The organism is Paenibacillus glycanilyticus, from assembly GCF_051200795.1.
Classification (GTDB): Bacteria; Bacillota; Bacilli; order Paenibacillales; family Paenibacillaceae; genus Pristimantibacillus; species Pristimantibacillus glycanilyticus.
The window spans coordinates 2136089-2160624 of record NZ_CP195155.1 but is presented as its reverse complement, the minus strand read 5'-3'; the positions used below and the strand labels follow the sequence as shown (position 1 = coordinate 2160624).

General features: G+C 45.7%; 26 protein-coding genes and 1 pseudogene. 8 read left to right on the top strand and 19 right to left on the bottom strand.

Annotated features, from left to right (window positions below; all coding sequences use genetic code 11):
- Positions 1-11 precede the first annotated feature (11 nt).
- From ACR9FF_RS09720 to ACR9FF_RS09705, 4 genes are all read right to left on the bottom strand, one after another.
- Positions 12-1034 carry an ABC transporter substrate-binding protein gene (locus tag ACR9FF_RS09720; RefSeq protein WP_435170692.1) on the bottom strand — a complete coding sequence of 341 codons (1023 nt, stop codon included), beginning with the start codon at positions 1032-1034 and terminating at the stop codon, positions 12-14.
- A gap of 78 nt (positions 1035-1112) precedes the next feature.
- Complete coding sequence (gene biuH, locus ACR9FF_RS09715; RefSeq protein ID WP_435170690.1) at positions 1113-1796, bottom strand: biuret amidohydrolase; 684 nt, start codon at positions 1794-1796, stop codon at positions 1113-1115.
- Between the two features lie 334 nt (positions 1797-2130).
- On the bottom strand, positions 2131-2523 hold the full coding sequence (locus ACR9FF_RS09710) for a hypothetical protein (RefSeq protein WP_435170688.1): 393 nt from the start codon (positions 2521-2523) through the stop codon (positions 2131-2133).
- Between the two features lie 213 nt (positions 2524-2736).
- On the bottom strand, positions 2737-3225 hold the full coding sequence (locus ACR9FF_RS09705) for a MerR family transcriptional regulator (protein ID WP_435170686.1): 489 nt from the start codon (positions 3223-3225) through the stop codon (positions 2737-2739).
- Between the two features lie 177 nt (positions 3226-3402).
- Here ACR9FF_RS09705 and ACR9FF_RS09700 point away from each other — a divergent pair, with 177 nt between their 5' ends.
- Entirely contained in the window at positions 3403-4254 is an 852-nt protein-coding gene (locus ACR9FF_RS09700; protein ID WP_435170684.1) for an SDR family NAD(P)-dependent oxidoreductase, read from the top strand.
- Positions 4255-4267: 13 nt separating this feature from the next.
- Here the strand turns inward: ACR9FF_RS09700 and ACR9FF_RS09695 are convergent, their stop codons facing one another.
- Positions 4268-4585 carry a hypothetical protein gene (locus tag ACR9FF_RS09695; protein ID WP_435170682.1) on the bottom strand — a complete coding sequence of 106 codons (318 nt, stop codon included), beginning with the start codon at positions 4583-4585 and terminating at the stop codon, positions 4268-4270.
- 108 nt (positions 4586-4693) lie between these two features.
- On the opposite strand from ACR9FF_RS09695, the gene ACR9FF_RS09690 reads away from it, so the two are divergent.
- Positions 4694-5110: a VOC family protein gene (locus ACR9FF_RS09690; RefSeq protein ID WP_435170680.1), complete on the top strand. Its 417-nt coding sequence runs from the start codon at positions 4694-4696 to the stop codon at positions 5108-5110.
- A 79-nt stretch (positions 5111-5189) separates the two neighbouring features.
- Here the strand turns inward: ACR9FF_RS09690 and ACR9FF_RS09685 are convergent, their stop codons facing one another.
- From ACR9FF_RS09685 to ACR9FF_RS09675, 3 genes are all read right to left on the bottom strand, one after another.
- Positions 5190-5615, bottom strand: coding sequence for an SRPBCC family protein (locus tag ACR9FF_RS09685; RefSeq protein WP_435170678.1), 426 nt, complete (start codon positions 5613-5615; stop codon positions 5190-5192).
- Between the two features lie 76 nt (positions 5616-5691).
- On the bottom strand, positions 5692-6648 hold the full coding sequence (locus ACR9FF_RS09680; protein ID WP_435170676.1) for a sigma-70 family RNA polymerase sigma factor: 957 nt from the start codon (positions 6646-6648) through the stop codon (positions 5692-5694).
- Between the two features lie 258 nt (positions 6649-6906).
- Complete coding sequence (locus ACR9FF_RS09675) at positions 6907-8010, bottom strand: N-acetylmuramoyl-L-alanine amidase (RefSeq protein ID WP_435170674.1); 1104 nt, start codon at positions 8008-8010, stop codon at positions 6907-6909.
- Positions 8011-8265: 255 nt separating this feature from the next.
- Between ACR9FF_RS09675 and ACR9FF_RS09670 the strand changes: the two genes are divergently transcribed.
- Positions 8266-9297: a LysM peptidoglycan-binding domain-containing protein gene (locus ACR9FF_RS09670; RefSeq protein WP_435170672.1), complete on the top strand. Its 1032-nt coding sequence runs from the start codon at positions 8266-8268 to the stop codon at positions 9295-9297.
- A gap of 47 nt (positions 9298-9344) precedes the next feature.
- On the opposite strand, the gene ACR9FF_RS09665 is transcribed toward ACR9FF_RS09670, so the two are convergent.
- The 5 genes from ACR9FF_RS09665 to ACR9FF_RS09645 form a co-directional block, all read right to left on the bottom strand.
- Positions 9345-10256: a DMT family transporter gene (locus ACR9FF_RS09665; protein WP_435170670.1), complete on the bottom strand. Its 912-nt coding sequence runs from the start codon at positions 10254-10256 to the stop codon at positions 9345-9347.
- Complete coding sequence (locus tag ACR9FF_RS09660) at positions 10243-10383, bottom strand: hypothetical protein (RefSeq protein WP_201004784.1); 141 nt, start codon at positions 10381-10383, stop codon at positions 10243-10245. The genes ACR9FF_RS09665 and ACR9FF_RS09660 overlap by 14 nt, the downstream gene beginning before the upstream one ends.
- A gap of 56 nt (positions 10384-10439) precedes the next feature.
- Complete coding sequence (locus ACR9FF_RS09655) at positions 10440-11027, bottom strand: TetR/AcrR family transcriptional regulator (RefSeq protein ID WP_127494002.1); 588 nt, start codon at positions 11025-11027, stop codon at positions 10440-10442.
- A 304-nt stretch (positions 11028-11331) separates the two neighbouring features.
- Entirely contained in the window at positions 11332-11886 is a 555-nt protein-coding gene (locus ACR9FF_RS09650; protein ID WP_317979273.1) for an AAA family ATPase, read from the bottom strand.
- 141 nt (positions 11887-12027) lie between these two features.
- Positions 12028-12966, bottom strand: coding sequence for a VanZ family protein (locus tag ACR9FF_RS09645; protein ID WP_435170667.1), 939 nt, complete (start codon positions 12964-12966; stop codon positions 12028-12030).
- 279 nt (positions 12967-13245) lie between these two features.
- Here ACR9FF_RS09645 and ACR9FF_RS09640 point away from each other — a divergent pair.
- Positions 13246-13395 (top strand): annotated as a pseudogene (locus tag ACR9FF_RS09640) (aldo/keto reductase); the annotation flags it as partial.
- 176 nt (positions 13396-13571) lie between these two features.
- Here ACR9FF_RS09640 and ACR9FF_RS09635 read toward each other — a convergent pair.
- Entirely contained in the window at positions 13572-14480 is a 909-nt protein-coding gene (locus ACR9FF_RS09635) for a LysR family transcriptional regulator (protein ID WP_248756995.1), read from the bottom strand.
- Positions 14481-14641: 161 nt separating this feature from the next.
- On the opposite strand from ACR9FF_RS09635, the gene ACR9FF_RS09630 reads away from it, so the two are divergent.
- Positions 14642-15469 carry an SDR family NAD(P)-dependent oxidoreductase gene (locus ACR9FF_RS09630; RefSeq protein WP_435170665.1) on the top strand — a complete coding sequence of 276 codons (828 nt, stop codon included), beginning with the start codon at positions 14642-14644 and terminating at the stop codon, positions 15467-15469.
- A 118-nt stretch (positions 15470-15587) separates the two neighbouring features.
- Here the strand turns inward: ACR9FF_RS09630 and ACR9FF_RS09625 are convergent, their stop codons facing one another.
- From ACR9FF_RS09625 to ACR9FF_RS09615, 3 genes are all read right to left on the bottom strand, one after another.
- Positions 15588-16466: a class I SAM-dependent methyltransferase gene (locus tag ACR9FF_RS09625; RefSeq protein ID WP_435170663.1), complete on the bottom strand. Its 879-nt coding sequence runs from the start codon at positions 16464-16466 to the stop codon at positions 15588-15590.
- A gap of 428 nt (positions 16467-16894) precedes the next feature.
- Positions 16895-17809, bottom strand: a complete 915-nt coding sequence (locus ACR9FF_RS09620; RefSeq protein WP_435170661.1) for a phosphotransferase — start codon at positions 17807-17809, stop codon at positions 16895-16897.
- Between the two features lie 163 nt (positions 17810-17972).
- Positions 17973-18488 carry a hypothetical protein gene (locus ACR9FF_RS09615; protein WP_435170659.1) on the bottom strand — a complete coding sequence of 172 codons (516 nt, stop codon included), beginning with the start codon at positions 18486-18488 and terminating at the stop codon, positions 17973-17975.
- A gap of 313 nt (positions 18489-18801) precedes the next feature.
- On the opposite strand from ACR9FF_RS09615, the gene ACR9FF_RS09610 reads away from it, so the two are divergent.
- Positions 18802-19140, top strand: coding sequence for a hypothetical protein (locus ACR9FF_RS09610; RefSeq protein WP_435170657.1), 339 nt, complete (start codon positions 18802-18804; stop codon positions 19138-19140).
- Positions 19141-19197: 57 nt separating this feature from the next.
- On the opposite strand, the gene ACR9FF_RS09605 is transcribed toward ACR9FF_RS09610, so the two are convergent.
- Both ACR9FF_RS09605 and ACR9FF_RS09600 read right to left on the bottom strand, forming a co-directional pair.
- Positions 19198-20295 carry a helix-turn-helix transcriptional regulator gene (locus ACR9FF_RS09605; RefSeq protein ID WP_435170655.1) on the bottom strand — a complete coding sequence of 366 codons (1098 nt, stop codon included), beginning with the start codon at positions 20293-20295 and terminating at the stop codon, positions 19198-19200.
- A gap of 421 nt (positions 20296-20716) precedes the next feature.
- Entirely contained in the window at positions 20717-22201 is a 1485-nt protein-coding gene (locus ACR9FF_RS09600) for a DHA2 family efflux MFS transporter permease subunit (RefSeq protein ID WP_127493829.1), read from the bottom strand.
- A gap of 141 nt (positions 22202-22342) precedes the next feature.
- Between ACR9FF_RS09600 and ACR9FF_RS09595 the strand changes: the two genes are divergently transcribed.
- Together ACR9FF_RS09595 and ACR9FF_RS09590 are read left to right on the top strand one after the other, a co-directional pair.
- Complete coding sequence (locus tag ACR9FF_RS09595) at positions 22343-23245, top strand: TetR/AcrR family transcriptional regulator (RefSeq protein ID WP_435170653.1); 903 nt, start codon at positions 22343-22345, stop codon at positions 23243-23245.
- Positions 23246-23691: 446 nt separating this feature from the next.
- Positions 23692-24528, top strand: a complete 837-nt coding sequence (locus ACR9FF_RS09590) for an AraC family transcriptional regulator (RefSeq protein WP_435170651.1) — start codon at positions 23692-23694, stop codon at positions 24526-24528.
- Positions 24529-24536 lie beyond the last annotated feature (8 nt).

The following is a 24536-nucleotide window of genomic DNA, read 5'->3' as shown; positions in this document are numbered from 1 at the left end:
TCAATCACTCCCTATTCGATATAGTCATTCGTAAACACTTTATCCAGATCTTGTTCTTTCTTCAGAAACTTCAAATCAATCAAGCTTTTTTGCAAAACGTCCCAGGCTTCGGTATTCATCTTGCCAAGCGGCAGTTTATCCGGCTCCAGCAGCGGAATGCTTGCTTTCATCATCGCTGTCTCATGCTCGAGGTTCAGCTTATCGCCGAACTTCAGACCAAACCCGGCTGTTTCTTCCGGATTGGCAATCGCATATTCCCAACCTTTCATCGAAGCCTCAACGAAGCTTTTCACCATTTCAGGATCCTTCTTAATCAACGATTCCGTCGTAAATAACGTATCTGCATAGAAATTAATGTCGTAGTCGCCAGGCTGGATAATATTCACCTCATGCCCTTGCTCTTGTACGGCAAGCACCTCATTGATGACATAACCCGGCCACGCTTTCACTTGACCGCTGAGCAGCGGGCTCATGTCGTATTTCACTGGCATTTCATCAATCGATTTCGCATTTATGCCCGCGCTTTTGACCATCGCTCGGAAGGTCAGCTCTTCATTGCCGCCAAGCTTCACGCCTACCTTCTGGCCGGCAAGATCTTCGATCTTCGTAATGCCCGAGTCTTTTAAGCTAAACAATACGAATGGCGTTTTGCGGTATACCGCGGACAACGCTTTAACCGGTACGCCTTTCTCCCGAGCCATCAGAATTTGATCCGCGCCCGTTACGCCAAACTGCTCGCTTCCCGAAGCGACCATCTGAACGGAAGGGAAATCGGCTCCGCCCGGCCTGATTTCAACATCCAATCCCGCTTCCTTATAGAAGCCTTTCTCAACCGCTGCGTAATAGCCGGCAAATTGCGCTTGATGAATCCATTTCAGCCTCAGCACGACTTTTTTCAGCTTCTTTGTCTCTCCGGCTGTCGAGTTGGAAGAGACCGCATTTGAGCTGGTGCTGGTTTTTGCATTGGAACCGCAAGCCGTTACTACAAGCATCAGAGCCGTCAGAACAATAAACAATGATTTTTTATTCCACATTATATTTCCCTCCGGTATGTCTCTATTTATGGATAAATAATAGCTGGATGCTGAATAGAAGTTTCGCGATAGTCCGTGTTAGTAGCTTTCCAGAGCAACCAGTACATCCGCTGAGCTGCTGACGCTGCCGAATACCCCGCCTTGCATCGTCACCATATGAAGCGCCGCTTGATGATTGGTTGGATCGGTCGCGCCTGTGCAGTCCTCAAGGATTAAGCATTCGTAGCCTCTATCATTTGCTTCCCGCATTGTCGTATGGACGCAAACATCAGTCGTGATGCCAGTCAGTATTAAGTGAGTAATGCCCCTGTTCTTTAACACCAGATCCAAGTCTGTTGCATAAAAGCTTCCCTTGCCCGGCTTGTCGATAATGAACTCCCCTTCAATCGGGGTAAGTTCTTCAATGATTTCCCAGCCCGGTTCACCTCGCACCAATATGCGTCCGGCTGGACCAAGCGAGCCGATTTCCGCGCCGATTTGCTTGCTTCGCCAGCGTTTATTTGCAGGAAGGTCGGACAAGTCGGGCTTGTGGCCCTCTCTTGTATGGATAACCGTCATACCTTCAATCTGGCGAACCCGGTTCAGCAGCTTTTTGATAGGTTCAATCGGCTTGGCCGTCAATGACAAATCGTATCCCATCTGCTCTACATAACCACCTTTGCCGCAAAAATCGATTTGCATATCAATAATAAGGAGCGCTGTTTTCGCAGGATCGATCCTGCCATCGTACGGCCATGCATAGGGATTTGCTGTAACCTGCATGTTAGGTTTCCCCTTTCTTCACTCTCATTTTGTAAGAATCAATAACAATCCATCACATTTCCGATGTTCTTCTTTCTTATATGTCACATTATATCACATAAAATACCGATTTTCTTTGTGAATCTCACAAAAACGTGAACTTGTTTATTGTGATTTTTTATAAGAAGAATAATTCGTGTTATGTTTAATTACATAATGAAGCAAAAAGAGGCTTACTTTATTAAGATCAAGTGTTGCATGAGCCGTTTATTTGTCATAACATTGGTAAACACAAAAAAGCCGCAATTTATGCGGCCGCGAATGAGATATTTAAGAGTTCTTAATAAGGCGGTTATTAATAAACATCGATTTTGAAAGGTTTTGATTCAACTTCAAATTCAAAGTCTTTCCCCTCTTTTTTAATTCTGAATTTCGCCTTTGAAATGATTTCATACCTTCCTTCCTGTAACGAAAGCTCGTTATACTTCGGGAAAACATGCTCCCCTTCATCATAGCTATAGGAGTCATTTGGATTTAATGTGGTCTCATATCCGATAGCATTCACAAACCGTTCCTTTACATCTTGCTGGATGAGTTTACCTTTCCTATCATAAACCTCATAGGTGAACATATCGGCACCGTGCTCCATATCCCAAGAGCTTTTTGAGTTATTAATTAAAGAACTATTAACAGCAAACACCTGATTAACTTGTAAATGGCTAGAAGTATGTACTTTAATACTGAACATACTAGCCTTCGGTACTACCTCAGTTTCACTTTGACATCCAACCGTTGTAATAAGTATGGGATAAAATGCTTCAGAAATAAAACCTCCTTCTTAATAAAAATGGCTACTGATCCATGATCGGCAGCCTGGTTTCGTACTGATCTATAATTTCTCCGTTAGCTCAATGGACTAAAGTAGTCTACTTGAGAAGCAGCCGTCCCTGTTATGACGAGCTTATTTGGCGGAGGCCTGTGACTTGCCCGTTTTGGCCGATACGGAAAAATACCTCATTTCGCCGGGTGAGACAGGCTTTGATTTCGGTTCAACCCCTACGTTCTCTTCATCCGAACAATCCCGTCTATATTTCCCTTCATCCAGCTTCATATCGATAAAATCTACAACTTGCTGCAGTGAAGTAATCTGGCTGACAATATTTTCGCGATGACTTCTTAGGAGTTCCACAAGCTCGGGATATTCCGCGGGATCAGTATCAACTGAGACTTCCAAGAAAGGCCGAATTTCCTCTAACGGCATTCCCGTTTTTTTCAGGCATGCTATCAGCCGGATCGTATCGATGTCTTCCTGCCGGTAGATGCGGTGCCCGTTATCCTTCCGCTCTGCGCGAGGCAGCAGCGCGATCTTTTCGTAATAACGGATTGTATCCTCAGTAATTCCCGTTTGCTCGGCGGTTTGCTTTATCGTAAAGCGTTGCTCTTCCTTCATCCTGTTCCCTCCCTTAAATTGATTAATTTTTGTACATTATACATCTTGAGGCTCGCTCCAAGTCAAACCAATTATCCTTGGAAAAAACATTATATTCGCATCTTGACTTGGAGTCGACTTCAAGTTATAGAATTTGCGCTATCGAATCAAATATCATATATAAGAAGGAGATGCACAATGAACAAGTACCAGCATGAACATATCGCATTGATTACAGGCGCAAGCGCCGGGATCGGGTTGGAGCTCACACGGAAATTACTGTCGGAGAACTGGCATGTGGTTGCTGTAAACCGTTCTGACTTTCCTGCCGACGATATGAGTCTCCACAATGCGGTCAAGAGCGGATCGCTTCGCATTTATAAAACGGATGATCTTGCCGACTTTGCAAGCTTGAGACTTACTTTGGAAGAGATTAAAAGCAAGGAGCGGCGGATCGATATTTTATTCAATAACGCCGGAGGATCCTTCCCCGAGCTGAGCTATTCGAAACAAGGGCGCGAGAAGCATTATGAGTTGATGACGGTTGTTCCTTATATTATTCTGATGGAATTGAAGGAACTCCTGAAAAATAGTCGTTTAAAAACGGTAATCAATACCTCATCCTCTGCTCTTAAATTTACAAAACAATTTTCGATCGAAGTCCTGGAGCATCCCAAAACCTTTCGCAAGCTGCTTGGTCCTTACGCGACCTCGAAGCTAGCTCTTTCGCTATGGACTCAGGCCGTGGCATCGCAGCTCGCCAAGGACGACATCAAGATCCGCAGCGTTGACCCGGGTGGCAACAATACGATAAGAAAAGGGAAACAATCCGGACTGCCCGTTGTGGTTGAAGTATTGATGAAGCTATTTTTCTCCCCTCCTACCCTCGGCGCCAATAAGCTGTACGAAGGTGCTCTCGGGGAACACCATCATGAGAGCGGCGTGTTTTTGCTGAAAGGACGGGTTGCGGAATTAAAGTTTAAAGACCAGGCGCGGAACGTTCTGGAAAGGATTCAAGCGATTTACGAATACGAATTTCTCGTGTCTTAGCTATTGTATCTAATCATTTAGGCTGAGTAGCCGGTCTTATTGATGTTAGCTTTCCGGTGTGTTTGTTCTCGTCTTTTGTTTTAAAATCGTATGATACAGCGTAAATCTCACCTATTAATATCAGATTCCATGTATTTTCATTATTCACTTTAAGCCGGACTTCCTCGGGATGATTACCTAAATCTTCGACTTTAATCCAGTATGAGTCCCTCTCTGGTTGCTCTTTATCAACAACTTTAATTAACCCAACGGTCGTGCTAGTGGTACCGCAAGATGCAAGCATTCCAACCAGAATTACAACACTAAAAATTTTTGGCATAAACTTGAACATGATTACACTTCCTTATCCATTAGACCGATGAATTCCCGGATCGGCTGTCGTCTATATAAACGAAGGCATAATGCACACAAACTAATTTGACGAAGAGGTGTTTTGAAAATGGCATTAACGTCCGCATTCACGAGCTTTAACCTGCCTGTAAAAAACGTTGAACAATCGAAAGCGTTCTTCACCGGACTCGGATTCGAACTCAACCCGCAATTCCCCGATAACGAGAATTCGGTAGCCATCGTAATCGGCGACAACCTGCAGGTCATGCTGATCAATCAAGCATTCTTTAATACGCTAACGGAGAAGCAGTCTGTCGATACGAGCAAGTACTCGCAGATGACGATCGCATTGGCTTTCCAGAGCCGCGAAAAAGTCGATGAAATCGTAAATACCGCAGTCTCCTTGGGCGGGAAATTGCACGCTGAACCTGAATATCATGGGTCCATGTATCATTGGGGCTTCGTGGACTTGGACGGTCATCTGTGGGCCATCAACTGCATGAACATGGATGCGGCACAAGGTTAAGACTAACGGAGAGCAGGCTCGTACTAGGGTTCAAAAAGAAAGACGCCGGGCATCTTCCCCGGCGTTTTCTTCGTGATGATTAGTTTTGTTCCGTATAGGCTTTGAAATTGTCCATGATCGCTTGCCAGCCTGCTTTCTGGAACTCGACGGGATTGGAGCTTTCCGCATCGAACGTTTCAATGACCTTCGTTTCATTCCCTTGATCGACGAAAGCAATATCCACTCTTCTTCCATCTTCCATGGTGTAGCCGATCGCCTCATGCCGATTCACGACATCGTAGACGCCGCCAAAATCAAAGCCCATGCTGCCATCCTTCGCTTCCATCCGTGTCAGAAACTTGCCGCCGACCCGCAGATCGTTTTCAGCTCTCGGTGCATGCCAGTCCTGGGATGCTTGATTCCACTTCGTGATGTGATCCGGCTCGGTCCAATAGCGCCATACCTTCTCTACAGGAGCTAGAATGACAGCTTGCACGGTTACTTTCGTCGGTTGACTCGTTTCCATCCTAAATATACACCTCTCTCATGATATTCGTTGTTTGGTTATCCTCAATGTTATAGACGTAACCCAATGACGAAATTCATCGGTCAATTCGCTCAGGCAGCCCAAATCGCGAAAATAATGGCGTATGAATGAAGTTTTGAACGTGCAGGATTTGATTTTCTTTGGTTTCGATGACGTGGATGCCCCAGGGTATCAAGCCAGGGCCCTCTTTGTCCGGCATATACTGGGCCAACGCCGGGTAACCGCCATTCACCGTAATAGGCACAAATCGCGAACCTTCGCAATGCCAGCGAGTAAGCGAATAGAAGGCGGACAAATCTTCCTTGCCGCGGATCCACATCTCGAAGGGCGGCATAGACATGCAGCCTTCCTCGTGGAACAACGCGACGAGAGCGGCAATATCGAATTGCTCGAAGGCCTCCACATATCGGGACAACAGCTGCTGCTCCGGTTGAACGTCCATGCTGCTGAGCTCATCCGAGCGAAGCTGCGCCCGGTCCATCGTCTCTCGGGCTCTTTGCAAGGCGCTGTTCACCGCTGCCGGCGACATCGCCAACGTTTCCGCGATCTGCTTGGAGGACCATTCAAATACATCCTTCAAAATGAGTACCGCGCGCTGCCGCGGAGGCAAGATCTGCAGGAGAGCGATGAAGCACAGTTGAAGAGTATCCCTGCGGAGAAGCAGATCCTCCGGATTGCCCCCAAAGTCGGAAGACGGCCAGATCCAGGCAGAGTCCGGCAGCGTTTCGCGCGGCTCGACGATGGAGACGGCCGGATCGAATAGGTCAACGGGAAGCGCGCGGCGTTTGGATTGTCTCAGCTTGTCCAAGCACAGGTTGGAGGCAATCCGATAGACCCAAGTTTTGAAAGAGGAATCCTGTCTGAACGTGCTCCAGCTCTGCCAGACCCGAATACTCGTCTCCTGAACGGCATCATCCGCATCGTCCATGGAGCCTAACATTCGGTAACAGAACGAGGTTAAGCCCGGCCTCAGGCTTGCAAATAATGGTTCGTCAAATGCGGTTTCGTTCATCTCGGCCTCCCTTAACGATCTTCCCAAAGGGAGGTTCCTTCCCCCCTCTTCTTTCTCAGAAAAACTATACGACACATTTTACGCTTCCAATACTTGGATAGTTGCGTTAAACTGCCCTTTATTTCAAAAAACGGCAGCCTTTAATTGAGGCCACCGTTTTGTAGGGGGATTAACGAAGTTTGGTATGATTTCTGTACATACATAAGTGGAAAATAAACCAGGCTGCAGGAACGAAGCGGTAGAGTACGAAACATTCAGTTACCTGTTGAAGTAATCCTCCAGCCCATTCGCAATTGCTTTGGCTGCTGTTTTCTGATAGTCGGAGCCGCGGACGATGGATTCATCATATGCGTTGGACAAGAAGCCGAGCTCTACGAGTGTGGATACCGTATCATTTTCCCGCAAAACGTGAAGATTGCCGTATGAAATCCCGTTGCTCTTCAAGCCGATGCCGTTCGCAAGCCTGTTTTCTATCGCGCGGGCCAACGGCCGATCTTTTGTATTCGAATAATAGAAGGTAAGTATGCCGGACGTGTTTTTCTCCGAAGAATTATAATGGATGCTGACGAATGCGTCCGCACCGGCGGATTCGCTTATCCTGACCCTATCGGAAAGCCCGGGCTTCTCCTCATTCTTCGTTCTTGTCATGAGGACGCGCGCTCCGCGGCTGCGAAGCTCGTTCTCTAGGTAGAAGGAAGTGCTCAAATTAAGCTTTTTCTCAATCGTTTCATATGTAGTTCCGATCATTCCTGGGTCGTCTCCGCCGTGACCGGGGTCGATTACGATTACTTTCCCCTTGAGGCTCTTCGATTTTCCCGCTGCAACCGCCGCCGTTTGTGTTTCGCCTTTCGCGATATAACGATCCGATACCCAGCCGAGTTGCTTATCCAGAGTCTTGACCCGAGCCCATCCTTCCCGGTTGTCTATTATCGTAACAGTCTCACCTTTTGTTAGATATCCCAGAATTTCTTGATTTAATCCGGCGCCTGCCCTGAGCCGAAGCCCATCGGCAAGCACAGTCGCACGTGCGGCTGCAGAGCTCTTCTTCACGCTGTCATCTTGATCTGTCGCTGTTGCCGTAACGGCATTAACTTTCTTCAAATAATGTCCTGCCACCCAACCGGAGACGCGGTTCGACTTGATGCGCAGCCAGCCGTACTCTTCAGCTGAAACGGTGACAATATCGCCATTCTTCAAACCGCCTACAATCGACGAATCACCCGATGGCTCGCTCCGGACATTCAAGGAGTCGGTGTATACCTTGGCCGTATAACTACCGCTTGCTTCCGCCCGGTTTGGCATATAACCGGAAATACTAATCAACCCACAGATCAAAATTGTCAGGTATACAATTTTTTTCATATAAGCCTATAAGTCTCCTTTAATATTCTTAGGTTATGTAGGCTTACTATTATACCTGAATTTACTAGATTCGTGCAGACCTATATTAACCCGCATTCTCATACGCCACCAAAGAACTAGATTTTCTAAATAGGATTACTGTTCAATCGGTGTACATGCTCGTTGAGAATGAATTGGCTATTAAGGCCCATTCCACAGAGGTTAATAAGTCCGATAGAATAGGTTTAAATTTGTAATAAAGGAGAAGATTACGTTTTGGATAAGAGAAGCACACGCAGCAGCAAACATTCCAAGGGAAGATTGGTATCTTTAAAACAAACAAATCTCATCATCTATCTGGCGATAGTCATCCTTCTTATTGGCATTTGCGGAGTAATTTATGGAAAATATACGAATAAAGTTGACTCTAAACTTCCGCTAGCTGCCGAGAATGCCGAGCAAGCCAATGGGCAGAGCAGTATTAGCAAGCCAGCTGATTCGGATTCCCTTAATAATGGGAATGGCGGAAACGAGCTATCGGAGGATGACCCCACCGCCGGAACCGTTAACGGTGAAGACGAACAAGAGCCTGCAGAGGAATCAAATGATTTGATAGAAGAACCTGCTCCTCTTGCATCCAACACACCGGTCAGTGAAAGCGATACGCCAACGGAGACGCCTAAGCCTGCACAGACAGAAAAACCTATGCAAGAAAATAAGAATTATGGCAATAAATCAACGGAAGCCCCCGCTAAAACGGTAAAGCTTCCAACCACCTATGTGGTTCAAAAAGGCGATACGCTAAGAATGATATCAGAGAAGTTTTATCAATCTAAGGAGTATTATACGCTGCTTGCAGAGTATAACCATATCTTGTTTATTAATGATATGATAGTTGGAGATCATCTTAAGATCCCGGCCTTATCATCAACAAACGGCTCGATAAATGGCGCCCAGCAAGGAACTAAAGACTATTCGAAAATACACTTGCCCGCTACCTATCTAATCCAAGCAGGCGACACGCTGTCGGAGGTTTCCAGAATGTTCTACAAATCGGTGGAATATGTGGATTATATCGCGAAAGAAAATAAGCTTGATAAAAATGCAGGCTTGAAAGCTGGCACCAACCTCATCATTCCTTCCTTGAAGACATCCGTTCATACCGTAAAGAGTGGCGAGACGCTCTACAGCATCTCCAAAATCTATTACGGCTCCGACAAATATGTAAAATTCATCGCGGATTACAATCATATTGATAATATGGATGATGTGAAAGCCGGCATGGTGCTGAAAATTCCAAAGGCTTAGGTCATCGAAATCTTATAGAAAAGGCTCCGCTATAGCGGAGCCTTTGATCATAAGGCCAGTCCTTCCTTCCGTATGCGCAGATTCATTCCAATAACTCCGGCAACAATAAGTGCTGAACCGATAAAATGATACCAGGCAACAGGTTCACCGAGGACCCCGGCGCCGGCAGCAATGGAGACAACCGTCGACAAGTTGATGAATACTCCCATTCGCGAGGCTTCGATTCGGGACAGGATGTAGTTTCCCATCAGCGCCGTGGCGACTTGAACCGCTCCGAGGCAAAGAATCAGCATCATGAATGTCATGCTCGCAAGCGGTGCCGCGAGTCTGCTCAGCGTTCCGTCCGATACATGGAAGGCAAGGGAGAATACCAGCGATGCGGCAAATCCCGTTCCTACCATGAAATAACTGATTTCCACCGGGCTGAAAGATTTCGACACGGAACGAGCAAGCACGCTGTATCCGGCGAGAGCCGCGCAAGCCAACAGCAACAGAAACACGCCCTTCATATTGGAAAAGCCGATGCCGTTGCCCTTCATGATGAATATAAAGGCGACGCCTGACACGGACAGGATAAGGGATAGCTTCTGCGGCCGGGACGTCGCTTCTTTCAAAAATACGGAGGCGAGCACCATCGTCGCGAGAGGCGAAAGCGCATTAATAATTCCTCCCTCCGCGGAAGTTGTATACTGCAGTCCGTACGTTTGCAAGGTAAAAAAACCGAGAGGATACATACTGGACAACATCAGCAATTTGTATAGCGGTTTGCCGCGGTAGTTCAACTTGAACAAGCCGGATGCTGCCATGATGGATAGGATGGCGAACGCTGCGGCGAAACGAAAAGTCAACGTATCGAATGGACTTGCGTAGTCAAGCGACTTTTTGACGACTAGGAACGACATCCCAATTACGACGGCATTGACGACGGCCAGCAAGTAGGCGAGCTTAACCCCTTTCATCGCTCATCACCTCCAAAGCAGCTTGCTTAGCGCTTGCCATGCCTGCAGCCAGATATACGGCGGCCGTAAGACCCGACAGTCCTCCGCCAATCACCGCTACATCGTACAGGTTTTCTAGTCCTGCCATTTTAATCCCCTCCTGTTGTCTGTCAGTACTTACTGACATTTAGTTTGGAAAAAAAGCTAGGGGGTTAAAGCCCTAGCAAACATTCTGACGCTTTCCTCGATGAAAGGTTCCAGCGCGATATCCGGGTAGTTCCTCCCCGCTTCCAGATCGTTCATAAATGCTCCGTACTGCGACATCATGAACGTAAAAGCCTGCATCCTCGGATCCGTCAAACGCAGCTTCCCTTTCTCGCTCATCGTGTTGAAGTAACTCGTTAGAAACTCGAGCAACTGCAGAGGATGCCTAAGCAATCGTTCTTTAAATCCCGACATCTGAGTTTCGTCCTTGATGCTGATCTTGAGCAATTTGCGATTGCGGTTCATGATCTCGTGATAGGTCTTGCTGATCGTCAGGAGATCTTTTTCCAGCTCCCATGATAGCTTTTCCGCAAAAATCTTTCTCATCTCTTCGGCGTAGTGATACCGTTCGAAGGCGGCTTCAAGTAGCTTCAGCTTGCTGCCGAAGTGCCGGAACAATGTCTTCTCGCTCAGGCCGGCGGCCGTAGCGATCTCTTGCGTGGTAACCCCATTGTAGCCTCTCTCCGAGATGAGATCGATCGCCACTAGCAAGAGTCTTTCGCTACTTCCCAACTTGCTGATATCTATGATGAACACCTCGTCTCCCGTTAATGTCTGTCAGTGGTGACTGACATCATGTTATCCTATATTTGGATGGCTGTCAACACTCAGTACCCAGGAGCTAAGATCGACGGAATGCAAACAAAGCCGTACCGATTGCCTCCTCGGTTCGGCTTTGAAAACAACCTTCATAACAATTAAAGTGTTACTTGCCATATGCACCGTCTCCTCGAACCAAGCCCAATACATCTCGCTGGAGCGTTCCAGAATGGCAACGATCAAGTGATCTTTAGATGGATAATGATAAAAAGCTGCAGCTGTATTGATTGCACTATAGTTTGCCGTTAGAGTTCAATCTAAAAGGATTCAATGGCACATGAAAACGAGAGTTTTCGATAATATCTTTTACCGTTTCTGTCGGGTGTTTATGGGTAGTGTTATAGCTAAATTTTTTATTGAAATGTGAACTTTCCATCTTGTTTAATAAAAACAAAGAACGTTCCAAGGAATCAATATCCCCTCGAGAGTTTAGCCGTTCTATTATTTTATCTTTATCCGCTGTCAGCACGACGTATTTTAAAGTCACATTTTTCAAGTCCGATAAATGGTTACAAAACCATTCCAGTTCTTCCTCCACTACAAAATCAATAACGACATTTAAATCATGCTGCAAATAGTTCCTGGTTAATGTCAGTATATTATCCCATGTGAGTCGTAAGCGTTCTTCCCACGAAAGTGAGAGTTCGTCATTTAACATGCCAAGTAGAATATCCCCTTCAATAAGTACGCATTGCTGAACATTTCGTGCAAGTTCTTTCGAAGTGGTTGATTTGCCTACTCCGAGTGGTCCCGATATCAGATAGAGAATATTTTCATTATTTTTCATTTATTCATTCCCCCATCGTATTAACAATGTGAAGTATTTGTTGATGATCTTTAAGTACATCGGTCCGCATATTTCGCCGTACCTAAAGTATTCGGCGGATTGATTAAATAGCGAGCAAAATTAATAAGTACAGCGATGGACTCAGTTCCAGAAATATTGCATCTTCCTATACCCAACATCCCATATTTTTTCGTTCCCCTCAATTGTTATCGTGAGCTCGCTCCCCGCTTCGATAGGAATCTCGCACATAGCCGGGAATAGTTCCGGATAACGGCGTTGATCTTCTCCAGAACCGGTCATTACCTCGCTCCCATTGACGGAAACACGAATGCTTCCGGAATCATCCGTTTGATCAGGTATTCCGTAATACAAGGAGAAAACAGACTTCTCCTTAAACGTATAGGTGAACGTTTCTAAATTTTCACCTTCGACGTCATACATATTATAGCGGGGTTTTACGTTTTGACCGCTAATTATAAAGCTATTTGTTTTTTCTCCCGTTGATGAATTTCCGGAGCTGTCTTTCAATTCGTTTATCGCCACAAAGGGACCTTCTTCTTTGGTGAACGCTTTATCTACAATCCCAAACAATCCCCGTACTCCTAATAAAAGAACCATGCAGGAGATGGCAGTCATCACAGTATTGCGCCAACCGTTTTTTGAGCGAACACCAAGCTTGTATGCCCCAAAACCGACTGCCGCGCCTAATGCGTTATGAATCGCGTCGTTAATATCGAAGCTGCCGAGCAACGTTAGTGCCTGTATGGTTTCCATTAAGAGAATCGATAGAAAGAACACTGTAATGAATCTAACAAAGGTGATCCGATATAACAATGGAATCAATAGGCCGAAAGGAATGAAGGCTGCGAGGTTTCCAAATCCTACAAAATCCATCAAGGTAGGATGTAGAAGATCCGATATACTTGGCAACTTAAAGAAATCGTCCGGTAAAAATATAAAGGTGTAGCCAGTCGTTTGATCTGCGGCGCCTATTCTACCGAAAGCGAGAAATAAAAAATAAAGAATCAAAATAGTATAGAGTACGGTTATGGTAGAAATAATCTTACGGTGTTGTGACATGGTTAACTCCTTTCCATCCTTCACATAGGTCTATAAAAAACATCTCTGTTATAAAGACGCAAAAATTTATTGTTTTATAACGTAATCCTGCCCTTTTCTTCAACAAAAATGGCAACTGATCATTGATCAGCTGCCATTTTGCTTACTTATTAATGGAAGACGCTTATTGTATGTCCGAGTTTATTATTCAAAGGGGTTAAGTCTCTTGTGATATCTTACGTTTTCTGCGAGTAAAATACGTCACTATGCATATGCTTGATTTTGTCCCAGTTACCAGGGATCGTCGAAAACTTTAACATTTTCGATTTTGAATTGAGCACGGACGACATCGAACAAATTTCCACTCTCGATACGCGAAAAAGTCTTTTCTTATCGTACCGTGATCCGGAAGTTGCAAAGATGATGGGGAACTGGAAAGTCGATCTGTAAACTTGATTAAGCGAAAACTCAACATGCATTATCTTCATCTAGTGGACCGTATTAGTTAAGAAACGTCATGCAGCCGGTCATTATTGACCGGCTGCTGACGTTTCTAATTGAGATATCGTTCACCAATAGCTCCAGCTCCAGCTCCAGTCACCATTTTCTACACATTGCACCTCGAATCACTCAACCTTAGCTAGAACATTACCTTGCATTTCTTTTATGATTTCTAAGAATTGATCAACTTCCTGGGATGGATGTAATGGATATATCAAACCATATGGAATCTCTATATCTAAATCACTAGGGATCGTCACCAAAGATGGATGAATATCTGCCCAGGCCTCCAATGTTAGCATAACCGTATTACTTTCCTCGCAGCGATTAAACACATCAAGATCATAGAGACGCGGAACATCCTTAATTCGTATTTGAGGATGATTCATGATCAGGAAATCACGTATGTCATGAATGATCGCACTCTCGCCACCGTTCACTATAGCCAATCTTTCCCCATACAAATCTTTGACAGAAAGTGTTTTTCTTGAAGCTAGCCTATGTTGCCGAGATACGGCAAAGCAAACACGGTAACTTCCCAGTTTAAGCATACGGTAGTAATCCTTCAAGTTATCTGTAAGAAATGGCCCCGCAATGATATCGAGTGATTGGCCAATCATGCGATAAGTGGTTGGGAGTGTATGTGCGTCATCTTCGAAATGAACGATGTTTATTCCGAATTGCGGGTATAGGTCGCTAATTCCATTCCACAATTCTATCAAAACATTACAGGGGTTAAGCATAGAAGTGCCCACCCGAACCATATGCCGATTGGTCTGTGCGGACTGATGCATACGGATAAGAGATTCTTGAAAATACTGCAGCATAAATTCTGCATCTTTGATAAAAGTTATTCCTGCCTTTGTGAGCCTGACACCGTGGTTGGTACGGATAAATAGTGGGACTCCAGCTTGCTTTTCCAACAAATTCATTTGCTTCATCACAGCGGTTGAAGAAATAAAAAGCTTTTCGGCTGCCTTAGAGAAGCTTCCGGACTCCGCCACTTGAACAAAAGTCTTTAGTTGCTCAATCATTCAGGAAGGCCCCTCCTTTTGTATAAACCATAAGTTAATACCATGCTAACTTATTTGAAATTCCGTATCAAGCTACTACGCCGTAACATTAGAGGTGAACAAAAGAGAAAATAGAAGCTTTAAAAATACTACACACAGGAACAGCATTGGAGGATAATACTATGGAAAAAAAAGTCTGGTTTATTACAGGAGCCTCTCGCGGATTAGGGCGCATCTGGGCAGAGGCCGCACTCTCTCGCGGGGATATGGTTGCCGCGACCGCTCGCACACCGGAAAGCATCATCGACCTTAAGGAACGTTTTGGAGACGCTGTTCTCCCCTTAGTGCTCGATGTAACGGATTCTAGTCAGGTCGAGCATGTCGTTCAGCAGGCTCACGCGCATTTCGGCAGGCTGGACGTCGTCCTAAACAATGCCGGTTATACGCTGGTTGGCACGACTGAGGAGGCTAACGAATCCGACGTCCGCGAACTATTTGACGCCAATTACTTTGGTACGCTTCGTGTCATCCGAGCTGCCCTGCCTCTGCTTCGACTACAGGGCAGCGGGCACATTCTCGGCGTATCAAGCGCCATGGGAATTGTTGCGGCGCCGCTCATTGGTTTCTATTGCGCTTCCAAATGGGCAGTCGAAGCGCTGCACGATAGCCTCGCTCAAGAGGTTAAAGGCTTCGGCATTAAGGTCACGTTGCTCGAGCCGGGCGCCTTTGCCACCGACTTTGGAAGCCCCTTGTCCATGAAGACATCACAAGTAATGGAAGTTTACGCTGATCTTCGAAATCGGGTATCCACTCGTTTATCGACCGAAGAACGTGGCGATCCGAAGGCGACGGCCGAAGCGATTCTTCAAATCGTAGACGCCGAGGACCCACCTCTGCGGTTTGCGGTCGGCGCTGGGGTCTTGCCTTTGGTGCGCGAAACCTATGCCGATCGTTTAGCCACTTGGGAGACATGGGAAGCTGTCTCGAACGGAGCGCAAGGAAAGCCATAAGCCATCGGTAGTTTCGAATTCAACTCCTCTGCCCATTAGTTGAGAAACGTCAGCAGCCGGTCATTATTGACCGGCTGCTGTAAGAAACTGAATCGTACCGAGGGGCTTAATGAGTTTCCTATCTTTCAATGATTCCTGAAGTTATCTTCATACTTGGTGCATACGACAGAAAAACATCATTGTTAAAAGCTACCGACAAGGCAGATTCCAGCCTGTGTTCTTTTTGCGCTTCTTCAAGGGCAGCACCACGGTCCACCAAATTCTTAATAAACGGTTTTTCTTCCCCCGGATCAGCCCCGAAGCCATCTTCCTTTAGAGAGTTGTAAAGTACACTGTTTTTTTCAAAGTCAGAATTGGGATCTAAAAAATTTACCCTGTCGCTGACTCTACATTCGATTTGTCTAACTCCTAACTGGCTTAAATAAACAGGCAACTTAATTCCTATATTGCCGTCTCTCCCACTCCGTTGGGCATCCCTTTCATATAACTCCTGGAGGAACCCCAATTGCACTATATCTGATAGTGCATGACCTTCAAGGTGATAGCTTGCCATGCTTGAGATCCAATGAGGCTCAAAGCAAATTATTCTGCCTCGATCCACCAAACTATCTATCATTTTTTGTAGTATTGCCTTTGGATTATCCATATGCAATAAGAAGGCATGGCAAACTACTACATCGTACGTTTTATTTATATCCATTTTTTGAATATCACCAAGGATAAATTCTGTTTGGAATGGTGCGTTTCGAAAAATCTCTCTAGCTTCATCAATTAACTTATCACCAGCATCTATACCCGTATACGTAGATCCCATAGGGAGTAGCGACATTAGCTTGGTTCCCAAATACCCATAGCCGCAGCCAAAATCGATGATTCGAACAGGCTTGTTGATATTCCAAACAGAGCTTATAAGGAAGTTTAAATAATCATCATTGTAATACAACCATCTGGTCTTGCTTAAATAATCAAATTTATCGTTCCAATAGTAATCTTCCATTCGGTTATCTCCTTAGGAGCAAAATAAATACAGGGCCTATGAGCAATCATTATCACTTTTGCATCGCGCCGCGGTCGCATAATTACAATACAATTAATGCCAAAAAAGTAATAGACTTATGCTGATTTTTTTATAGAGTAGTATATATCCATGGCATTTATAGCAAGTCCTTTTAACCAGCACATAATGGTGTCCGTTTTACTTTTGAATGACCAGACCTATACTACGCAAAAATGGCAGCCGATTAAAAGATCAGCTGCCATTGTTTTTTTCTGAACTAACGTTTCCCGTTTAGCGCAACGACTTACTCTGTTGAATTTCGTGTTCCTCAACATAAAGCGGCATCAGAGAAGGCAAATCGTACCTTATCGCGGCCTTTAAACAACAAAATGTAGCCATAGCCCTATAGCTACAACGAAATAATGAGCCTAATCCGACAGTGCTCGCATGATGTTGGATTTCGCCTCTGCCGCAATCGCTTCATTTCCGTCATCGACCGCTTGCATCAAGATCAGTACGGGGATGTATACCGCGATCAGCCGAGCCAACAGCTTCGTTTCCTCGTCCGCTCCTCCGTAAGTTTCGAAAAACACGCCGCGAGCGTAAGGTGGTAAAAAGCTGTAAGCAACGCTCAAATCGCAAGCCGGATGGCCTACGCTCAGATCGCCCCAATCAATGATGCCGGAAACGATTCCGTTCTCATTCACAAGCATATTTTTGAAATGAAGATCGCCATGTAGCAGTACATTCACCGCCTCGACACGGTCCGTTTGTAGCCTGCTAATATACGCTTCGATCACACCGGACTCCTCCGGCGACAAGTGTTCAACCACCTTCGATAGAAAGCCCTCCAATTTCACTTTGCGCGATGCTATGTCCGTCAAGCTTCGATGATCTTGCTGAACTCCGCACTTCAGCGCCGCCTGCACCGGAAACTCATGCAATCTCCGCAAAAATTTCGCCAACGTCTCTGCCGATAAAGCCCGGCGTTCTTCCGTCAAACCGATGGGAAAATCTCCTGGCACGTAGGCATAGCCAAGAAATGGTGCCGGGTATTCCTCACTTGCTTCGCCATAAAAAAACGGTCTCGGATAGGGGATAGTCATATATGCCTCCAGCTTCGGCAACAGCTTCCCTTCCATACGAATCGAGCCAACTGCAATCGTTCTTCTTGGAAACCGGAACACGTACTCGTCACCGATAAGAAAAACCGTATTGTCCCAACCCCAGCCCAATCGCTTCACTTGCTTCGATGACAGCTGTGGGAATTGTCTGCCGATCAGCGTCCGCGCCTGCTCTTCGTTAACCTCCCACTCCGCATCCCATACATTCGTTCCTCCCATGAAATGTCTGCCTCCTCGTTCCTTACTATATTTAGACTTTTACATTCCCTGGAAGTTACGCATAACTCCCCTTTAGTTGAAAAACGTAAGCAGCCAGTCAGAATTGACCGGCTGCTGAACTGTTTATGTTGAGCTATCGTCTCCATTAGTTGAAACCGTTTAGTTATTTCCCTTTTCCGAATCCAAATAAAACCTTGCCTGTCATCGCATCAATTACGGTACTACTAATGTCCAAAGGTTGTTTTCCTGGTCTGGTGTCTGGTTTGTAGTCGTCTGGAAGCAGTCCTTTTAATGTGATTATCCAGACAGGTATTTCCGATATTGACTTTTTATTTTTCAATATTGGATTTGCTTCCATTGCGTCAATTGATAATGCACCTAATCCAACATTAGGCGCCGTTATTAGACCGTATTCAATATAAATACCTTTGGGTTGTATTGCGGTTTGACGCAATAAATCTTCAGCTATTCTACGCACTTCAGTTTTACCTGTTTTAGGGGCTATTTTTGTTGAGTTTAATGTAATACCAAGTTCTTCTAATTCTTTCTCATCATAAGCAGAAGTATAATAAATGGGAGTAGTCGGTAACGATTCAGAATTGGACGAGGCACTTTCCACTTTACTCGCTTTATTTGCGCATCCTGACAGCGCACAAATTATTAAAAGTATAATGAACATTTTGATACTAATCATCCCCGTTCAAAATTGTGCCTTTTACAATATCTTTTAGACGTTGGTATTATAAGGAAGGTTGCGTTAAACTGCCCATTCGTATTATGAGGTCACCAGATCTTTCTGGTCGACCTCTTTTTTGTAGGGTCGTAAGATTGCAGTAGCCGGGGATCGAACGTAACTGCCCGTGGGACTCAGATCCCGTAAGCTATTCTGTTCGTCTTTAGGCTGGTTGGGACATTAATCCCGTATCACATGCGATAGTGTGGACAACAAGAAAGTTAGGGGCTGCCGGCGAATTTACTTTGGGAGTGATGAAATGAATCCTGTCATTGGTGTGGATATTTCTAAGGGAGAGAGTCATGCACAAGCCTTTTTAAAACGTGGATTACCGTACGGAAAGGTCTTTAAGTTTCAGCATAATCTTGAGGGACTAGCACCCTTTCTTGAATATATCAGAGACGTAGAGTCTGCTGCCGGAATATTATCGTTCTATGTTAGCTTAACGCCGTTGCCTAATCTAGAACTTTATTCTCACAATAGAATACTTTATTTCAGTCTAATTTTTTATTTTCCCAAGACAGCCGCAGTCTGTGTATTGTTGGCTCGCAATGAACCGAAAATCAAAACAAAAAGCTACCAAATTTCAAGCCGGTAGCTTTTCAGATCGCAGACGGTCTATGCATCACCAATCTCCGTTCTCAGATATACATGTCTACTTTACTTTATTTAATAATTTTGTCACCATTCTGCTCAATGTACCTTGATCGACGAAAGGAGCAAGACTTGCCAGCAGATCCGGGCTAAGATGTTCACCTTCGACTCCACCAATCAACTTCTCGAGATTTTCCCTGTCCAGAAAAGGTGCGAGGCTTATGATCCGGTTCGCATCGATGGTGCCGTCTACAACCCGGTCTACCAAATGACCTAATGTTTCTCTGCTAATAAAAGGTGCCAGCCCTTGAACGGAATGCCAGCTCAAGCTGCCCTCTTCGGCTTCTTGTACCAACCGATCCACTTGCTCCCTACCCAGGAAAGGTGCGAGGCTTACGATCCGGTTCGCATCGATGGTGCCATCTACAACCCGGTCTACCAAACGACCTAATGTTTCTCTGCTAATAAAAGGTGCCAGCCCTTGGACGGAATGCCAGCTCAAGCTGCCTTCTTCGGCTTCTTGTACCAACCGATCTACATGTTCTCTTCCAAGAAACGGGGCAATTCCAACAAGATTGTGCACTTCTAAGGAACCGTCAATCGATTTATCTACCAGTCGGCTTAATGTGTCGCTGTTGACGAACGGAGCGAGTCCAGTAATGGCATTCCACTCAATTTCGCCCTCTTCTGCCTGACGAACCAGTTCATCCAATGTATCTGTTCCAAGGAACGGAGCCAGCCGCATGATCACGTCTAACTTAAGGACGCTGCTGTCTAATCGTTCTGTAACCTTATGCAGAGCGCTTGCCTTTACAAACGGCGCTACTTGTACAAGCTCTTCCACCTTCACCTCTCCGGCATTGACCATCTCTGCAACTTGTACCGGCCTGTTCTCTGCGATCTCCTTAACGATCGTTCCCAGGTGCTGGTGCTCTCGATTTTCTGCGTTGTCTTCTGCATTTAAAATGTCGTCTACTGTTTTGCCGAATAACCTCGCTAACTGCGGAAGCGTTCCGATATCCGGTAGCGAGTCACCCCGTTCCCATTTCGATACCGCTTGATGACTTACATTCAGTTGATCGGCAAGTTCCAATTGGGTCAGATCTTGGTCTTTGCGAAGCTTCGAAATATAAGCTCCAATTTTACGCAAGTCGAGCATCGTATACCTCCGATAAAAGAAAATGTACAGTGCGCACTGTCGAAAACAGCATAGCATTTCCGCAAACGCAATCCTATCAAGCGCTGGTTGAATTGTCACATCCGCTTTATTCAACTGCCGGTAGAATTGTCCAGATTGAAAATCGCCAGAGAGGGTAGGCATATGATTCTGCATCATCTGCGAGATCTGGAATCCACATACCCTACACTACTTTTGTCACTATCATTTAGTTTTTTTCTACAAATCATTTCCGTTATCCTGTCAAATCGTTCAATAAAAAACAACTGCCGATTGATGTAGGACTGTGTAGCAAGATCAATAACGGAGACCGATTATTCTGCCAGCAGGTCGCTAACACCAGACACAAAAAAAGGTTGAGCAGAAGGAATTCCTTCTACTCAACCTCTTCGTCAACCAACGATTAGTGACCCATCATCATAGCCGGATCGACTTGCTCAACATCCGGAACTTCCTTCTGTGGCTTCGGCTTGCGAAGGAACAGACTGAACAGGATACCGAACAGAACCAGACAGAACGACAGCAAGAACGTGTCGCTGTATGCGCTGACTGCAGCATCCACTGGATTGCCGTTGGCACCAAGCGTCTTCATATGATCCGCTGCGCGTGTTGTCATGTAACCAGTCAGGCCAGCGACTGCGAACGACGTGACGACTTGCTGCGCTGCTGTCGTAAGCGGCGTAACGCGTGTCACGAGGTGACGCGGCGCCGAGTTCAATACGTGCGTGTTCAGTGACATCATCGACAGACCCATACCGCAGCCGATCATGAACAGCGGAATGAGGACCATGATAAGCTTTGTATCGAGAGCGATGTTGTGGAGCAGGAACATCGCGCCACTTACGAGAGCCAAACCTACAATTGCGAGTGGACGCGCGCCGATCTTGTCAAACAGACGACCGCCGATTGGCATGAAGATCATCGAGCCGATCGCTTGCGGAAGCATGATAATCCCTGTTTCCAGTGGCGTGTAATTGCGAATCTGCTGCAGGAATACTGGCATCAGAATCATTGCGCCGAACAGCGCAATTTGAACGATCCAGACCAGAAGCGTACCGCGAGTAAAGTCCGATGAACGGAACACGCGCAGCTCAAGCAGCGGCTGCTTATGACGCAGCTCAACAAAGATAAACAACAGTAATGCTATGCCGCCGACAATAAGACCCCACAGCGTGTTTTCCGCTGACCAGCCCACACGTCCGCCTTCGCTTACGCCGTAAGCGAGAGTTGCAAATGCGATTGGGGCAAGAATCATACCAATAATGTCCAGAGCAGGTGCTTTACCTTGTTCGAAATTCGGCAAATACTTCATACCAACGAACAGAGCGACAATACCGATTGGCAAGTTAATCAAGAAGATCCAGTGCCATGATACCGCGTCAATCAGCCAGCCCGACAGAATCGGACCCAATGCTGGAGCAAGCAGCATCGGTATACCTAGCATCCCCATAACCGAACCGCGCTTCTCCTGAGGAGCAAGTCGGAAAATAATCGCCATACCAATTGGCATAACCATACCGCCGCCAAGACCTTGAATGACGCGGAAGATGATCAATTGTTCTACCGTTTGTGCCGCTCCGCAAAGAACGGAACCGAGCGTGAATAGCGCAATTGTAATAAGGAATATCCGTTTCGAACCGAATTTATCGGTCATCCAGCCGGCAAGTGGAATTACCGCCGACAATGCAAGTGTATAACCAGTGAACGTCCATTGCACCGTGTTGATCGTCGCGTCAAACTCCGTTTGAAATTTCGCCAGCGCTACGTTAACGACTGTACTGTCTAGAATAACCATAATCATACCGACGATGACGGCCATGAGCGGGGCAATAATGCTCTTGATCGAGAATTCGGATGATAATGATGCCGCTGCTGTTTGCTTAGACATCTTTCTACCTTCTCTCCATGAAAATTCTTCTCTTTAATTTCATGACCGAAGGTTTTTATTGAAAACTCATCAGTCATGACATACAATATTCTCATCAAAAGACATTCCGTTGTCAATCTTTTTTTGAAGAGGGGAACTACCATGAGCTTGCTTAAAGAGAAAATCATCGGATCGGCCATGCAAATCTTCTCGCAAAAAGGCTACGTGGCCACTTCCATCCAAGATATCGCGAACGACTGCGGCATAGCCAAAGGATCATTATATAAATTTTTTGCATCTAAAGAGGACTTGCTCGTTGAGGTGTATCGTTCCCGGACGCAGGTGATGTTCGAGGAGTCTGATCGAATAAAGTCGAATCCGGAGCTGTCGCCGCGAGAGAAATTCGTGCTGCAGACGCACCGCCAGTTTGAATTTTTTCTGGAATTTAAATACAGCATAAAGGACTTCTACGAACTGCCCATGAAAGAGGATGGCGCCTTCTCCAAATTTCTTCAACAGATGCGCTCGCAAATGCTGGTTAATTTTGCTGAGCTGATGATTAGTGTATACGGGCCGGAAATTGAGAAACACAAATGGGATTTAATCGCCCTATACACCGGTATTCTCAAGGAATATATGATTATGATCACACTCATCAGCAGCCCGTTCAATTATGCTCGTATGGCGAATTTCGTCGTTGATCGTATGGATGAGATGGTCGCAGGCATTAAGAAGTCCACACACGAGCCGATCCTAGATGCCGAAGTCATGTCACAGTTCGTCGCAAGAGGGATGAAAGGCTGTCACGCGCCAGCCGGCGAGCAGCTGCATGCGACGCTGACCAAGCTCATGTCCAGCATTGAAGAGCTCCAAGTGACGAACGCCCGCAAGTCGGAGCTGCATGAAGCGGCCCATCTGCTGCAAGAGGCAGCGGCTGACGAGTCGCCGCGGATGGTGCTCGTTCGCGCTTTGCTCGGCCTGCTGCAATCGCAGCATGAATTGGTCGCAATTGCCTCGCAGCTTGAGAGACTGTATGAGTCCAAACATACGAAATTGCTCATATGATGGTAAGCCCATCAAACAGTTGCAAGCCCACACTCGGGTCAGCCTGGGCTTTCTTGTGCCACTAACATAAACCGAAAAGAAATACTTTAAAAAACTTAAAAGACGCACCCTTCTCTGATTTTGTCTATTTTTGATGTTACTTCAATGAATTTTCATGATAGTTTAATAACTCGTGTATTCCCGGGGATCACGGGATTGTATAGAAGTTCTTATCCAAATACAGCTCTTTAAAATGTAAGCCTGGTTATATACTTTTTTACATAGCCTCTTAGTGTTGGATTGTGAAATACTTTCATTGCAACCATTGATGGTGCATACGAAAGATGGACACTTTGAAAAAGTGACCGTTCTTTCGGGTTCTTTGCTTTCCCCAGCAATTTACGATGTTTTCCCCCTCTTTGTCGAAATGTTATAATTGATCATGCGAAAGGAGGGGTCTTACCTATATGATGTACCGCCATTATTTTCTGCCACGCTTCGAGGAATTCGATTTTTTTTGTTTTCCTCTTGCCCTCGGGAAATACACGCGGCCAAGTGATCAGGATGTCAATCGCGAAACGGGACTTAGAGATTTCAGTTTGCACCTCGTTGTTGCGGGTAAGGGATATATCGAGCTGGACGACACTGTCCATGCATTGAAAAAGGGCGACGTCTTCCTCCATTGTCCGCAGCAGAGAATGCGCTACTACACCTCCGAAGACGATCGTTGGGAAATCTATTGGCTGCAGTTTAACGGAAAAGGACTCGCAGATTTTTTACTGGAGAGAGGATTTCGCGAACCGTCCATATGGTATATGAATGATTTCACGATGCTGGAGCAATCCTGGCTCGAGCTGCTTGATGAAATTGAACGAAACCAGTTCTCGCGGCCGGCCAAAATCTCCGCTCTGACTTACGCCGTGCTGATTGATTTCATGTGCAATGCGATTCCGTTTTCCAATAAGAGAGGGACCCAAAATGTCGACCGGATTATTCAGCTCTTGCCCTCCATGCAAAAAAACGCCCATCTTCCTTATATTCTGGAAGAATGGTCGGATAAGGTAAATCTGACGCCGAACTATTTCTGTAGCCTGTTCAAAAAGGTAACCCGGATAACGCCTCTCGCCTACATAACGAAATGCAGAATTCAAAACAGCAAACATAAGCTTCTCGCCGACCCGCATATGTCTATCAAAGAAATTGCAATCGACTCCGGGTACCCCAGTGTCAGTTATTTCAATAAAATATTTATGGAGATGGAGGGCGTAACCCCGGGAGAATTTCGCAAGACTCACTTAAAATGAAACTAACA

Coding starts and splice junctions, on each gene's coding strand:
- ACR9FF_RS09720 (WP_435170692.1), bottom strand. CDS start 1,034: ATGTGGAATAAAAAATCATTGTTTATTGTTCTGACGGCTCTGATGCTT.
- biuH (WP_435170690.1), bottom strand. CDS start 1,796: ATGCAGGTTACAGCAAATCCCTATGCATGGCCGTACGATGGCAGGATC.
- ACR9FF_RS09710 (WP_435170688.1), bottom strand. CDS start 2,523: ATGTTCAGTATTAAAGTACATACTTCTAGCCATTTACAAGTTAATCAG.
- ACR9FF_RS09705 (WP_435170686.1), bottom strand. CDS start 3,225: ATGAAGGAAGAGCAACGCTTTACGATAAAGCAAACCGCCGAGCAAACG.
- ACR9FF_RS09700 (WP_435170684.1), top strand. CDS start 3,403: ATGAACAAGTACCAGCATGAACATATCGCATTGATTACAGGCGCAAGC.
- ACR9FF_RS09695 (WP_435170682.1), bottom strand. CDS start 4,585: ATGTTCAAGTTTATGCCAAAAATTTTTAGTGTTGTAATTCTGGTTGGA.
- ACR9FF_RS09690 (WP_435170680.1), top strand. CDS start 4,694: ATGGCATTAACGTCCGCATTCACGAGCTTTAACCTGCCTGTAAAAAAC.
- ACR9FF_RS09685 (WP_435170678.1), bottom strand. CDS start 5,615: ATGGAAACGAGTCAACCGACGAAAGTAACCGTGCAAGCTGTCATTCTA.
- ACR9FF_RS09680 (WP_435170676.1), bottom strand. CDS start 6,648: ATGAACGAAACCGCATTTGACGAACCATTATTTGCAAGCCTGAGGCCG.
- ACR9FF_RS09675 (WP_435170674.1), bottom strand. CDS start 8,010: ATGAAAAAAATTGTATACCTGACAATTTTGATCTGTGGGTTGATTAGT.
- ACR9FF_RS09665 (WP_435170670.1), bottom strand. CDS start 10,256: ATGAAAGGGGTTAAGCTCGCCTACTTGCTGGCCGTCGTCAATGCCGTC.
- ACR9FF_RS09660 (WP_201004784.1), bottom strand. CDS start 10,383: ATGGCAGGACTAGAAAACCTGTACGATGTAGCGGTGATTGGCGGAGGA.
- ACR9FF_RS09650 (WP_317979273.1), bottom strand. CDS start 11,886: ATGAAAAATAATGAAAATATTCTCTATCTGATATCGGGACCACTCGGA.
- ACR9FF_RS09645 (WP_435170667.1), bottom strand. CDS start 12,966: ATGTCACAACACCGTAAGATTATTTCTACCATAACCGTACTCTATACT.
- ACR9FF_RS09635 (WP_248756995.1), bottom strand. CDS start 14,480: ATGATTGAGCAACTAAAGACTTTTGTTCAAGTGGCGGAGTCCGGAAGC.
- ACR9FF_RS09630 (WP_435170665.1), top strand. CDS start 14,642: ATGGAAAAAAAAGTCTGGTTTATTACAGGAGCCTCTCGCGGATTAGGG.
- ACR9FF_RS09625 (WP_435170663.1), bottom strand. CDS start 16,466: ATGGAAGATTACTATTGGAACGATAAATTTGATTATTTAAGCAAGACC.
- ACR9FF_RS09620 (WP_435170661.1), bottom strand. CDS start 17,809: ATGGGAGGAACGAATGTATGGGATGCGGAGTGGGAGGTTAACGAAGAG.
- ACR9FF_RS09615 (WP_435170659.1), bottom strand. CDS start 18,488: ATGTTCATTATACTTTTAATAATTTGTGCGCTGTCAGGATGCGCAAAT.
- ACR9FF_RS09610 (WP_435170657.1), top strand. CDS start 18,802: ATGAATCCTGTCATTGGTGTGGATATTTCTAAGGGAGAGAGTCATGCA.
- ACR9FF_RS09605 (WP_435170655.1), bottom strand. CDS start 20,295: ATGCTCGACTTGCGTAAAATTGGAGCTTATATTTCGAAGCTTCGCAAA.
- ACR9FF_RS09600 (WP_127493829.1), bottom strand. CDS start 22,201: ATGTCTAAGCAAACAGCAGCGGCATCATTATCATCCGAATTCTCGATC.
- ACR9FF_RS09595 (WP_435170653.1), top strand. CDS start 22,343: ATGAGCTTGCTTAAAGAGAAAATCATCGGATCGGCCATGCAAATCTTC.
- ACR9FF_RS09590 (WP_435170651.1), top strand. CDS start 23,692: ATGATGTACCGCCATTATTTTCTGCCACGCTTCGAGGAATTCGATTTT.